This is a genomic window from Pseudomonas putida (genome assembly GCA_041071465.1).
Classification (GTDB): Bacteria; Pseudomonadota; Gammaproteobacteria; order Pseudomonadales; family Pseudomonadaceae; genus Aquipseudomonas; species Aquipseudomonas putida_P.
Genome location: CP163498.1, coordinates 5,736,149 through 5,748,737, shown reverse-complemented (window position 1 = coordinate 5,748,737; position 12,589 = coordinate 5,736,149). Strand labels below are relative to the sequence as shown.

Annotated in this window: 13 protein-coding genes; 6 read left to right on the top strand and 7 right to left on the bottom strand. The window is 64.8% G+C overall.

Going from position 1 to position 12,589, the window contains the following annotated elements; translation table 11 throughout:
* Positions 1-42 precede the first annotated feature (42 nt).
* The 5 genes from AB5975_26370 to AB5975_26350 form a co-directional block, all read right to left on the bottom strand.
* On the bottom strand, positions 43-591 hold the full coding sequence (locus tag AB5975_26370; GenBank protein XDR19954.1) for a PQQ-dependent catabolism-associated CXXCW motif protein: 549 nt from the start codon (positions 589-591) through the stop codon (positions 43-45).
* A 137-nt stretch (positions 592-728) separates the two neighbouring features.
* Entirely contained in the window at positions 729-1,520 is a 792-nt protein-coding gene (locus AB5975_26365) for an ABC transporter permease (GenBank protein XDR19953.1), read from the bottom strand.
* Positions 1,517-2,257 (bottom strand): ABC transporter ATP-binding protein, encoded by a 741-nt coding sequence (locus AB5975_26360; protein XDR19952.1) that lies wholly within the window; start codon positions 2,255-2,257, stop codon positions 1,517-1,519. Before AB5975_26360 ends, AB5975_26365 begins: the two co-directional genes overlap by 4 nt.
* Positions 2,254-3,243, bottom strand: coding sequence for a YVTN family beta-propeller repeat protein (locus AB5975_26355; GenBank protein ID XDR19951.1), 990 nt, complete (start codon positions 3,241-3,243; stop codon positions 2,254-2,256). Before AB5975_26355 ends, AB5975_26360 begins: the two co-directional genes overlap by 4 nt.
* A gap of 30 nt (positions 3,244-3,273) precedes the next feature.
* Positions 3,274-4,452, bottom strand: coding sequence for an ABC transporter substrate-binding protein (locus AB5975_26350; protein ID XDR19950.1), 1,179 nt, complete (start codon positions 4,450-4,452; stop codon positions 3,274-3,276).
* Between the two features lie 150 nt (positions 4,453-4,602).
* Between AB5975_26350 and AB5975_26345 the strand changes: the two genes are divergently transcribed.
* Both AB5975_26345 and AB5975_26340 read left to right on the top strand, forming a co-directional pair.
* Positions 4,603-5,877, top strand: a complete 1,275-nt coding sequence (locus tag AB5975_26345; protein XDR19949.1) for a histidine kinase — start codon at positions 4,603-4,605, stop codon at positions 5,875-5,877.
* On the top strand, positions 5,877-6,515 hold the full coding sequence (locus AB5975_26340; GenBank protein ID XDR19948.1) for a response regulator: 639 nt from the start codon (positions 5,877-5,879) through the stop codon (positions 6,513-6,515). Before AB5975_26345 ends, AB5975_26340 begins: the two co-directional genes overlap by 1 nt.
* A 66-nt stretch (positions 6,516-6,581) precedes the next feature.
* On the opposite strand, the gene AB5975_26335 is transcribed toward AB5975_26340, so the two are convergent.
* Together AB5975_26335 and exaA are read right to left on the bottom strand one after the other, a co-directional pair.
* Positions 6,582-7,241 carry a pentapeptide repeat-containing protein gene (locus AB5975_26335; GenBank protein XDR19947.1) on the bottom strand — a complete coding sequence of 220 codons (660 nt, stop codon included), beginning with the start codon at positions 7,239-7,241 and terminating at the stop codon, positions 6,582-6,584.
* A 67-nt stretch (positions 7,242-7,308) separates the two neighbouring features.
* The gene (gene exaA, locus AB5975_26330) at positions 7,309-9,204 is read right to left on the bottom strand and encodes a quinoprotein ethanol dehydrogenase (protein XDR19946.1); all 1,896 of its coding nucleotides are present in this window, start codon (positions 9,202-9,204) and stop codon (positions 7,309-7,311) included.
* A gap of 254 nt (positions 9,205-9,458) precedes the next feature.
* Between exaA and pedF the strand changes: the two genes are divergently transcribed.
* The 4 genes from pedF to AB5975_26310 are packed head-to-tail and all read left to right on the top strand — an operon-like array spanning position 9,459 to position 12,551.
* Complete coding sequence (pedF, locus tag AB5975_26325) at positions 9,459-9,920, top strand: cytochrome c-550 PedF (GenBank protein ID XDR19945.1); 462 nt, start codon at positions 9,459-9,461, stop codon at positions 9,918-9,920.
* A 5-nt stretch (positions 9,921-9,925) separates the two neighbouring features.
* Positions 9,926-10,801, top strand: coding sequence for a substrate-binding periplasmic protein (locus tag AB5975_26320; GenBank protein ID XDR19944.1), 876 nt, complete (start codon positions 9,926-9,928; stop codon positions 10,799-10,801).
* Between the two features lie 8 nt (positions 10,802-10,809).
* On the top strand, positions 10,810-11,571 hold the full coding sequence (locus tag AB5975_26315; protein ID XDR19943.1) for a quinoprotein dehydrogenase-associated SoxYZ-like carrier: 762 nt from the start codon (positions 10,810-10,812) through the stop codon (positions 11,569-11,571).
* 38 nt (positions 11,572-11,609) lie between these two features.
* Positions 11,610-12,551, top strand: a complete 942-nt coding sequence (locus AB5975_26310; GenBank protein ID XDR19942.1) for a quinoprotein relay system zinc metallohydrolase 1 — start codon at positions 11,610-11,612, stop codon at positions 12,549-12,551.
* Positions 12,552-12,589 lie beyond the last annotated feature (38 nt).

Genomic DNA, 12,589 nt, shown 5'->3' with positions numbered 1-12,589 from the left:
TTTTATTGGATGGAGCGGGGCACGCATGCGCAGGCAGGCAATTCAGGGGAAGGGCACTGGTTGCGCCGGCTGCAATGGCAGGTTGGCTTGCTGCCAGGCATCCACGCCGTCGCGGTACCAATACAGGTTGTTATAGCCCAGGGCTTTCGCGCGTTTTACCGCGTTCCAGCTTAACCAGCAATCGGAGCGGCAGTAAAACACCAGTGGTTGCTCCGGGTGACCGGCGCTGGCTTTGTGCAGGTTACGCACGAAGTAGTCCTGCCAGGCCTGGGTCAGTTCGCCGTCGCCGGTGTTGGCCAGCCATAGGCTGCCGGGGAGGTTGGCGTGCGGCTCGTCTTCGATGAAGCGCCCTTGCAGCCATTGGCGGCGATAGACGTCGATCAGCACCGGCCTGGGGGTTTGGCCCAGCAGGTGCTGCAGCGTGGCGGTGTCGATGACCTGGCCGCCTTCGACCTGTTGCGGGGTCGGGCTGCGGTAAAGGGTGGCGCGATAGCCCTCGGCGGTAAACAACGGCGCGGTGTCGGCGTGGGCGATACCCAGTGACAGACACAGCGTAAGGGCAGCCAGCAGGGGGCGCGGGGCACGTGGCATGGTTTTATCCTTTTTGTTATAGGCCCATTACATGCCAGTGGTGGTGCGTTGTGAATGCGACGATCAGACAGCAAAGGCAGTACTAAAGTAGTAGGCGGCCGCCGCCACAAGAAAGGCGCACTCACAAGCCTGGTTGATCAGCGGGGCTTGCGCAGCGCCGCATGCTGGGGGTTGAAGGTGAGTATCGCCAGCAGCGTGAACAATGCGGTCAACCCAAGGCACACCACCAGTGCCAGCAGGTTCAGGCGCTCATAGAGCGCATACCGCACCAGCTCCACGGCATGGCTGAACGGGTTCACAGCGCACAGCCAATACAGCCACTGGCTGGCCTCGCGCATCTTCCACAGCGGATACAACGCTGAAGACAGGAAAAACAGCGGGAAAATCACGAAATTCATCACCCCGGCAAAGTTCTCCAGTTGGCGAATCGCGTTCGACAGCAACAGCCCCAGGGCGCTGAGCATGAAGGCCACCAGCAACAAGGCCGGCAACGCCAGCAGCAAGCCCGCAGCCGGTGGCTGCACGCCGTACAGCCAGGCGATGGCGAGGAAGGCATAGACTTGCAGCAGGGATATCAACGAGGTCGCCAACAGCTTGCTGGCCAGCAGAAACGGCCGGGGTAACGGGCTGGTCAGCAATACGCGCATGCTGCCCATCTCGCGGTCATACACCATCGACAGTGAGCCCTGCATGCCGTTGAACAACAGAATCATGCCGGCCAGGCCCGGAATGATGTACACCTCGTAGGGGATGTAGGTGTCGTAAGGCTCGATGATGGCAATGCCCAGCGCCGCGCGAAAGCCGGCTGCGAACACCAGCAACCACAGCAGTGGGCGCACCAGGGCGCTGAGCAGGCGCGTGCGCTGCAACACGAAGCGCAGCCATTCGCGCAGCATGATGCCGTTGAAACATTGCCAGTAGGCGTTCATTGGGCGTCGGCTCCTGAAGGGGTGCTGGTCAGGCGGGCAAAGGCGTTGTCGAGGTCGCCGCCGTGCTCCAGGCTCAGCGCATCGGCCGTGCCACTGGCCACCAGGCGCCCCTGATGCAGTATCAACAGGTCATCGCTGGGCTGCACTTCGTCCAGCAGGTGGGTGGCCCACAACACACTCAGTTGCTGCTCGCGGCACAGCCGACGCAGGTGCTGGTTGAGCGCCAGGCGGCTGGCCGGGTCGAGGCCCACACTGGCCTCGTCGAGCAGTAGCAGGCGTGGTTCATGCAGCAGCGCGCGGGCAATTTCCACCCGGCGGCGATGGCCGATGTTCAGCTCGCGCACTCGATCGCGCCGGCGCTCGCCAAGGCCTTGGCGGGCCAGTTCGGCTTCGACGCGCTGGTCGCTCTGGCGCCGCGACAGGCCATGCAACGCGGCGTGGTAGCGCAGGTTTTGTTCAACGCTCAGGTCCAGGTCCAGGGTGCTTTGTTGAAACACCACGCCCAACTGGCGCAATGCCGGGCGTGCAGCGTTGCGCAGCGAGCAGCCGCACACGCGGATGTCGCCGTGCTGCAGGTCGTACAGCCGGGTAAGCAGGGCGATCAAGGTCGATTTGCCGGCACCATTGGGGCCCAGCAACGCGGCAAAACGCCCGGGCGCCAGGCTGAAACCGACCTGCCGGAGTGCCTCGCGCGCGCCATAGGCAAAGCTCACGTCACTTACATCGAGGGCGTTCATGGTGTCACCACCACACCCCAGGGGTAGCGCCCGACCTTAACCGACTTGAGCACCTTGAGGTTCTTCACATCGATGACCGAAACGTCGCCGCTGACACCGTTGGTGGCCAGCAACTGGCTTTGGTCCGGGGTAAAGGCCAACTGCCAGACTCGCCGCCCGACCAGCAGGTAGTCGAGTACCTCGTAGGTCTTGGCATCGATCACCGCCACATGATTGGCCGGGCCCAGGGCGACGAAGGCGTACTTGCCATCGGCGCTGAGCTTGATGCCCACCGGCTGGACCTTGTCCGGGTGCACGCCCTTGATCTGGAAGTTCAGGGTTTTCAGCACCTGGCGCGTGGCCACGTCGAGGATGGTCACCGTGCCGCCGATTTCCGCCGAGGCCCACAGTTTCGAGCCGTCCTTGTCGAACTCGACGAAGCGCGGGCGTTGATCGACCAAGGTGCTGTCGGCCAGGGTCTGGGTGCTGGTGTCGATCCAGTGCAGCATGTTGGTGGTTTCGCTGGTGTTGACCGCCCATTTGCCGTCGGGGCTGACCGCCATGCCTTCAGGTTCGATGCCGACGTCGATCTGCCCGAGCACCTTGTCGGTCACGGTGTCGATCACCGTCACCAGCGCATCGTCTTCGTTGGACACATACAGCCAGCGGTCATTGGGGTGCAGGGCGAACTGCTCGGGGTCCTTGCCGGAGGGCAGCTCCTTGATGATCTTGCGGGTGGCCACGTCCATCACTTGCACCCGGTCCGAATCGCTGGCGCAGATGTACAGCAGCTTGTTGTCGTGGGACAGCAGCAGGCCGCGCGGGCGCTGGCCCACCGGCAGGGTTTCGGTGACTTGCAGTGTTTGCATGTCGATCAGGCTGAGGCTGTTGTCCTTTTCGTTGGAGACCCAGGCGGTGGCCGCCGTGGCGTGCCCGCAGGCCAGCGCCAGGGCGCCCGACAGCAGGCTGGGGTAGAGCAGGGCCCGGTGGAAGAAGGGGCGGCGCATGGCGAATTCCTTGTTGTTGTGGTTGTTGGGTCAGGGGTAGCTGCACGTCACTTCGGGCTTGTCGTAGCCCAGGCTGTCCATTTCATTGAAGGGATGCAGGAAGCCCTCCTGCGGCGAGGTGCTGACCAGGGCCCGCGGCTGCACCAGCGCAATCGGCTGGCGCAGTTCACCGTTCCATGGGCGGTAACTGAGCTTGCGGCCCTTGAAGCCGTCCAACGGCAACTGCTCGCTGAGCAGCAGTTGCTGCAGCGCGCGTGGTTCGGCCTGGCGCAGCTTGCTGGCCGCGCTGGCGACGCTGCGCACAGCCATCCAGGCGGCGAAGTCGCGGTCGTTCATCCAGCGCCCGGCCTGGGCCTCGAAGCGCTTTTGCAGCTGGGCCGCACCGAAGGTTTCCACGGTCTTGTGCCAGCCCGTGGGGGTCAGGCCCTGGGTGCCGGCCACCGGGCGCGGGTACCAGGTCTGGTAGGGCAGGTATTCGCCGAAGTCGCCGCGTTCGTCAGCCACCAGCACCACGTCGTATTCGGCGGTTTGGGTGAACAACGGCATGTCGGCCTGGGCGCTGCGGCGCTGGTCGTTGTCGAAGGTCCAGGTTTTTTCCGCGACCAGTTGCACACCAAAACGCTTCAGTGCGCGGCGCAGGGCGTCGGCGTAGGCTTTGTCGTCCTCGGTCTGGCCGACCACCAGCAGCGCCCGCTGCCACTTGCGCAGCACCAGGAACTGCACCAGGGCATCGGCCAGCATGGCCCGGCCCGGCAGGCTGTGCAGCACATTGCCCAGGCACTGGCTGCTGCGCAGGCTGTCGTCAGGGCTGCCGGCATTGAACAACAGGCTGTCGGGCAGGGCGGCGGACAGCGCGCGCAGGCTGGCTGCTGGGGCGTTCACCACGAACAGGCGCAGGCCTTGGTCATGTTGGGCGTTGGCGGCCTGCAGCAGGGCCTCGGGGCTGTCGACCGTGGCGCTGGTCAGCTGGAAGTGCTGTTTCAGGAAGCGCCCGGTGCTGTTGCTGTCGACAATCGCCAGTTCCGCCCCTTGCAGGCCGGCGTCGGCAGGCTCGGGGATGATGTTGGACAGCAGTGGGCCGGGGTCGGGGCGATAGCCCAGGTAGCCGATGCGCACCTGCAACGGTTCTGCAGCGCACACCAAGGGCGCCGACAACGTCGCGGCCAGGGCCAGCAGGCAGGTCAAGGCAAGTTGGGCAGGCTGGCGCATAACACACTCCACGGCAGATGGCGCCAGCATAGGAACCCCGCCGGGAGGGGGAAATATGCAGAAAGTAGCGCTCGGCCGGTACCAAGGTAGTAATTCACCGCGCAGGCCACGGTTTTACGATGGGCCGCAGCGCCCCGAGGAGAACCGCCCATGCGCCTCATCAACCTGTCTGCCCTGTGGCGTATCAACCTTTGGGTCACCTTCTGCTTTGCCCTGGTGACGCTGGCGTGCGCCGGGGTGCTGTTGCACCAGGCGGTGGCGGACGTCGAGCGTGAGTTGCAGTCTGCCGAAGCCGTGGTGGCGTACCTTGGCGACACTGCCGAGCGTGACCCGGCGAGCCTGCAACCCGGCCTGACCGAGCGCTTGCGCCATGTGCGGGTGCACTGGCTGGCGCCGGGTGAAGCTGCACAGCTTCCACACCAAGGCGGTGTCGATGCCTGGCTGGGGCGTCAGCTGTTTGGCGAGCGCGATCACAGCAGTCGGCTGCTGGCGCTGAGTGACGGGCGCCGAGTGTTGATAGCCGTGGATGCGCGGGATGAAATCGACGAAGTCTGGGATTCGCTGCAGCAACTGCTGAGCCTGTGCGGCCTGGCCCTGTTGTTGAGCCTGTTGACCATCCGCTGGGCGGTGCGGCGTGCCATGGGCCTGCTGGAGGAATTGCTGGGTGCCTTGCGCCAGGTTTCAGGCGGGCAATTGACAGCACGCCTGCGCGAAGCCGGCCTGCCGGAAGCGCGCCAGTTGGCGGAACACTTCAACCGCATGGCTGCCACGCTGGAGCAGGCCCAGGCTGACAATGCCCACCTGACCCAAGCCCTGTTGGCGGTGCAGGAACAAGAGCGTACCCAGCTGGCGCAGACCCTGCACGATGACCTGGGGCAGTACCTGGCCGGCATGCGTGCTCAGCTCTGCCTGTTGCGCATGGTGGCCGATCAGCCTGCGGTGGTGACGCAGACGGCGCACGCCCTCGAATTCAATTGCGAGCGCTTGCAGCAGGGTTTTCGCGCGCTGGTGCACAACCTGTACCCCGTGGCGCTGCACTACATGCCGCTGGCCGAGGCTTTCGGCCTGCTGGTGAGCCAGTGGCAGGCCAGCCAGGGCATCGAATGCCGGCTACGGGTTGGCGAGCACTTGCCGGCGCTGCCTGGGCCGAGCAGAACGCACTTGTACCGCTTGCTGCAGGAGGCGCTGACCAACGTCGCCCGGCATGCCGGCGCCAGCCAGGTGCGGGTACGTCTGCAGCGCAGTGCCAAGGGTTTGCGCCTGTTCATTCGCGACAATGGCTGCGGCGCACGCCCGCCCCAGCGCCCAGGGCTAGGTTTGCACTCGATGGCCGAGCGCGCCCGTAGCCTGGGCGGGGAGCTGCGTATTTTCAGCCGCCCGGGTGGCGGCTGGGCGCTGGCCCTGAACATTCCCAAGGAGGTGTGATGAATATCGTGTTGGTCGATGACCATGCCGTGGTCCGCCAGGGCTACGCCAGCCTGCTGCGGGCGGTGCTGCCGTTGATGCAGGTGCGTGAGGCTGCCAGTGGTGAAGAGGCGCTGGCCCGGGTGCAGGAGCAAGTCCCCAACCTGGTGATCATGGACTTTGGCCTGCCCGGTATCAGTGGCCTGGAAACCACCCGCCGCCTGCGCCAGCGCCTGCCGCAACTGCGGGTACTGTTTTTCAGCATGCACGACGAGCTGCCGCTGGTGCGTCAGGCGCTGGACGCGGGGGCCTCGGGCTACCTGACGAAGAACTCGGCGCCCGAGGTGTTGATCGAGGCGGTGCAGCGGGTGATGGCCGGGCATGCCTACATCGAGCAGCCTCTGGCCACCCAGTTGGCGTGCACGTCACAGCAGAGCGCCAGTGATCCACGGTTGCAGCGCATGACCCAGCGCGAGCTGGAGATTTTCACGATGCTGGCCAAGGGGACGCCGATGCGGGTGATTGCCGAGCAGTTGTGTATCAGTGCCAAGACCGTGTCCAACCACCTGACCTTGCTCAAGAGCAAGTTGCAGGTCAGCTCGCATGCCGAGCTGGTGCACCTGGGGATCGACCTTGGGGTGGTACGGGTGGCGGGGTGATGGCCGACATGACAGAAGTGGCGCTCGGTCTCCCAGGCGCCACACATCCCACGTCGAACCCTGCGCTCACTTGTCCCAAGTCTCAGGGCACCCTTTGCACCCTTCCATGTTGGCCTCCTGAAAATTCCCGTAATGCTGCCGCGCCCCGCGCAAATCGGCGCGGGCCAGGTTGCTCTGGCCAAATTTTGCTTCCTGCAGGTTGGCATCGCCCAGGTTGGCCCCTTGTAGATCAGCCTTGCTCAACCAGGCCATCTCCAGGTCCGCCGCCTGCAAGTTGGCCTGCTGCAGCTTCGCCCCGGACAGCCTGGCGAACTGCAGGTAGGCCGCACTGAGGTCGGCCTTGGCAAACTGTGCCCCTTGGGCGAACAGCCCCCAGCCCTGAATGGCCACCAGCCTGCTATTGCTCAGGTCGGCCAAGCGCAGGTTGCTCTGTTGCAGGCTGGCGCGGGTCAGGTTGGCGCCTTGCAGGCGGGCCCTTTCCAGGTTGGCCAGGTCCAACTGGGCATGGCGCAGGTCGGCATCGCGCAGGTCGGCGCCGGCCAGGTTCATCTTGCGCAGGTCCTGGTTGGCCAGCTTGGCGCCGCGCAGGTTGGCCCCCGGGCACTGGCTGGCTTCGGCAATCACGCAGCCGTTGATGGTCAAAGGGGCATCGTTGCCAGCATCGTCGGCATTCTCGGCCATGGCAGGGGACAGCACCAACAGCAAGGCAAAGGGTAAGTAGTTCATGGCGAAAGGCTCTATGCAGAAGAAGGGCTGATGCGGGGAGGGGCACAGGCCCGCTCCCCGCTGCAGGTCAACGCTGTGCAGTCTTGGTGTCCCAGCTAGGGATCTTGAACACCCAGAACGAGCCGCCCTGCGCCACGGGTTTGGTCAGCTCGGCCATGTCGCCGCCCCACAGCGGCACCGCGCCGCCATAGCCCACGGTCACGCCGATGTACTGCTCGCCATCCTGCTCCCAGGTGATGGGCGGCGAAACGATGCCGCTGCCGGTCTGGAACTTCCACAGCTCCTTGCCCGTCTTGGCGTCGAACGCCTTGAAGAAACCGTCACCCGTGCCGGTGAATACCAGGTTGCCCTTGGTGGCCAGCACGCCTGCCCACAGCGGCAGGTGCTCCTTGTGTTCCCACACCAGCTTGCCGGTAGTCGGGTCCATGGCGCGCAAGGTGCCGACGTGGTCGTCGTACATGCGCTTGATACGGAAGCCCATGCCCAGGTAGGCCGAGCCTTTCTTGTAGTTCACTTCCTCGGTCCAGTATTCCTCTTTCCACTGGTTGCCGGGGATGTAGAACAGGCCAGTGTCTTGGCTGTAGGCCATGGGGTTCCAGTTTTTGCCGCCAAGGAACGGTGGCGAGACTTCCACCGGCTTGCCCTTGGTTTCACCCGGCAACGGCTTGGCCGGGCGTTGGCCGGGGTTTTCCACCGGGCGCCCGGTCTTCAGGTCGATGTGGCTGGCCCAGGTGATGTTGTCGACGAAGGGGAAGGCGTTCTGCAGCTTGCCGTTGTTGCGGTCTACCACGTAGAAGAAGCCGTTGCGGTCGGCGTGGGCGGTGGCCTTGACCACTTTGCCGTCCTTATCTTTGTAGTCGAACAGCACCAGCTCGTTGTTGCCGGAGAAGTCCCAGGCATCGTTGGGGGTGTGCTGGTAGAACCATTTGACCTCGCCGGTGCTCGGGTCGACGCCGACCTGGCCGGAGGTGTACAGGCTGTCGAAGTCATGCGGGTTGCCGTCCTTCGACGTGCGCGCCCAGGTATTCCACGGGCCGGGGTTACCCGCGCCAACGATGATGGTGTTGGTCTCGGGGTCGAAGCTGGCGCTTTGCCAAGGGGCGCCGCCGCCGTGGCTCCAGGCCTCGACCTTGCCGGTTTCGGTGGTGGGGTCGTCTGGCCAGGACGGCGCCTTGACATCGCCGGTTGGGGTGCTGTCCTTGCCGTTCAGGCGGCCCATGTGGCCTTCGACGAAAGGCCGCATCCACACCTCTTCGCCGGTGTCCGGGTCGCGCGCGAACAGCTGGCCGACCACGCCGAATTCATCGCCGGAGCTGCCGTGGATCAGCAGGACCTTGCCGCTGGTCTTGTCCTTGATCAGCACCGGTGCGCCGGTCATGGTGTAGCCGGCGCTGTGGTCGCCGAACTTCTTGTTCCACACCACTTTGCCGGTGTTTTTGTCCAGGGCGATGACCCGCGCGTCTAGGGTGCCGAAGTAAATCTTGTCGCCGTAGATCGCTGCCCCGCGGTTGACCACGTCGCAGCACGGGCGAATGTTGTCGGGCAGGCGATGGTTGTAGGTCCACAGGCGTTTGCCGGTCTTGGCATCGAGGGCGAATACCCGTGAGTAGGAGCCTGTGACGTAGACCACGCCGTCGCTGACGATGGCCTGGGACTCCTGGCCGCGCTGCTTCTCGTCGCCGAAGGAGTAGGACCAGGCCGGCGTGAGCTTGAACACGTTCTGGTCGTTGACCTGGGCCAGCGGGCTCCAGCGCTGGGCGTTGGTGCCCATGCCGTACTGCAGCACGTCCTGGGTGGTCAGGTGGTCATTGGCGATGTCTTCCCAGGTGACGTGCTTGCCGGCAGGTGCAGCAGAGGGGGTGGCCGCTGTTGCCACAGTGCCCAGGGCCAGGCTACCGGCCATCAGCAGGACGCGCACGCTCAAGGCCAGAGGGGAAAGGGCGGGTAGCGATCTTATTGTCATGGTTGCAGTTCCCAGTGGAGGTTTTGGCCTGCACAGGGTGGGGTGGGGCGGTGGTTGCGGGATACGGAAAAATTCCCGCCCTTGCCGGGAAGAGTTCCCGCACGGCACCTCAATTGGCCCTTCGCCACAAGCCCTACTACCAAGGGAGTAAGGCCCGGCCACCAAAGCAGCATTCGGCCGCCTGCGGGCTGTTTCTAAGATGGCGGCACGGCCTCTGTGGTTGAGGCTTTGCGTGCAATGGTGAGGGCATAACAATGACAAAAAAACGCGATGTGTTGCTTGCTGCAGGGTTGCTGGCCGGGGCTGTGCTGACCGGCACGGCCTGGGCCCATGGCAACGTGGTGCCCCAGGCCGTGGAGACCAAGGGCTTGACCTCGATCAAGGACGCTGGCGTTAGCCTGGACGGCGACGGTTGGGCGGCAGTGAACCCTTACCGCAGCTCACCCGAGCACGACAAGGCCGTGGAAATCGGCGCCTCGGCCTACAACCAGAACTGCGCGGCCTGCCATGGGCTGGAGGCCAAGTCCGGCGGTATCGCCCCGGACCTGCGCATGCTCGATGCCGGTGATGCCGGCGATGAGTGGTTCGTTGAGCGGGTGCGCCACGGTGCGGTGCGCGACGGCCGCGTGTACATGCCTAAGATGGCCGATTACCTGAGCCAGGAAGCGCTGTGGGCGGTGCGCACCTACCTGGACAGCGTGCACGTCGAGGAGTGACGGCCATGCGCCTGTGGACGGTGCTGTTGAGTGGCCTGCTGCTGTGTTGCGCGGTGGCTCAGGCGCAGGTGCGCAACTACGACGCGATCATCGCCGCCGGCGAGTTGAAAGTGGCGGTGTACAAGGATTTCGCACCCTACAGTTTCCAGGACCACGGCCAGCCGCGAGGCGTCGATGTGGAGCTGGCACAGGCCCTCGCCACGGCCTTGGGGGTGCGCCTGCAACTGATTTGGGCACCGCCTGGAGAAAAGCTCGACGATGACCTGCGCGACTACATCTGGCGCGGCAGCCCGCTGCGCCACCAGCAATTGGCCGACCTGATGATGCGGGTGCCATACGATCACGATTACGCGCAGAAGCGCAACGAACTGGGCGAGCTGGAAAACGCCCAGGTGGTGATGTTCGGCCCCTATCAGCAAGAGCGCTGGCAGGTGGCCTATGACCAGCGCCGGCTGGCCTCGGTGGCCAGTGTGGCGGTGTTCCAGCAGCACCCGATCGGGGTCGAGGTCGACAGCGTGCCGTCGTTCTACCTGACCTCGGTGTTCAACGGCATGCTCAGCGCCAAGACCCACCATTACCCCAACGTGCAGCAGGCATTTGCCGCGATGCAGGCCGGCCAGGTGGACGCGGTGATGGCGATGCGCGGCGAGGTCGACTGGCAGCTGCACCAAGCCGCCGACCCGCAACTGGCCCTGGCGGAAAACGCCTACCCGAACCTTGGCAAGCAAGCCTGGGAAATCGGCATGGCTGTGCACGAAAGCAACCGGCAGTTGGCCTATGCGGTGGAGGAGGCCCTCGAGGGCATGATCCGTGATGGCCGGCTCAAGGCGATGTATGCCACTTACGGCCTGCGTTACGAGGTCCCGGAGATGTATCAATAGGAGTGGCCATGAACTGGCGAGCGACGTTCCTGCTGGCCTGCTGGATGCCCTTGGCGGCCCAGGCTGCGACGCAGGGCACCCACATAGACCCGGTGCCCTCGGTCATGTGGGACTTCTACCACAAGCAGATACTGGGCCAGGCAGCGTTCGTGTTCGATGACCGTGTAAAACTGCTGGCGCCGCCCTTTGCCGAGGACGCGCGGCAGGTGCCGCTGGAGATCGACGCCCGGGCGTTCACAGGCGAGGTGGTGCGGATCATCGCCTGGGCCGAACTCAACCCGCTGCCGCGCATCGTCGACTTCCAGCCTGGCGAGCGCGTGCTGCCCTGGTTGTCGATCCGTATTCGTATCGAGCAGGCCACGCCGCTGCGTGCCGCCGTGCTGACGCGCGATGGCCTGTGGCATGTCGGCTCGACCCTGATTGATGCCGCAGGTGGCGGGTGTACCGCGCCCAGCGTAGTCCGTACCCAACCCGGCTGGGAGGAGCACCTCGGTGAAGTGCTGGGCGGGCGCTACCCGCGTGGCGACAGCAGCCGCCTGCGCCTGCAGGTGGCCCACCCGATGGATAACGGCCTGGTCAGCGGCATTCCCGAGTTCTTCCTCAACCATGCCGAGTTGCAAGGCGACGACGGCCAGCGCCTGGCGAGCCTCGAGCTGTACCCGGCGGTCAGCGAAAACCCCAACCTGGGCTTTGACATCCGCGGCACCGGGCCAACCCGGCTGTTGTTGCAGGACAACAGCGGCAACCAGTTCGAGGCAGCGGTGCCCTGAGCAGTTGCCCGACTTCACCCCAGACCAGAGGCGCCGTCATGCGTTGGACCCTGCTATTGCTACTGTGCCTGGGGCTGCCGGCCCAGGCCGACCTGGAATACCGGCTCACTCCCCGGCAGATCGCCGAGGGCACCTGGTTGCTGGAAGGCAGCACCGACAATTTTGCCAAGGCCAATGGCGGCAATGTGGTCAACACCGCATTCATCGTCACCGACAGTGGTGTGGTGGTCATCGACAGCGGGCCATCGAAACGCTATGGCGAAGCGATGCGTCAGGCGATTGCCACCGTCACCGAAAAGCCGGTGCTGGAAGTGCTGTTGACCCATCATCACCCTGATCACGTACTGGGCAACCAGGCCTTTGCAGATGTGCCGATTGGCGCCTTGGCCGGCACCCGCGACCTGCTGCGCCAGCAAGGCGACGCCATGGCCGAAAACATGTACCGCCTGGTTGGCGACTGGATGCGCGGTACCGAGGTGGTGTTGCCGACCCAGGTGCTGCAGCCGGGGGGGCGTGAAGTGGGCGGGCACCGCCTGCGGCTGCTGGCGCTGAGCGGGCATACCGGTGCCGACCTGGCGATTCTCGATGAAAACACCGGCGTGCTGTTCGCCGGCGACCTGGTGTTCTACGAACGTGCCCTGACCACGCCCAACAGCCCGGGGCTGGAGGTGTGGCTCAAGGACCTGGACACCTTGCAGGCGTTGCCCTGGAAGCAACTGGTGCCCGGCCACGGCCCGGTGGCCAGTGATGCGCAGCCGTTCGCGCAGATGCGTGACTACCTGGGTTGGCTGGATGGCCTGATGCGTGATGGCGCGGCGCGCGGCGATGACATGGCAGAGATGATTCGCAGGCCCATCCCTGAGAGGTTTGCCGGGATCAGCTTGACGCGGTATGAGCTGATTCGCAGTGTCAGCCATCTGTATCCGCGTTATGAGCGACAGCAGCTGCGGCGGGTGGATGGGGGCGGTGAGGCTTTTTAGGGTTCGTCATGGCATTTTTTGCGCCTGTGAGATCGAGC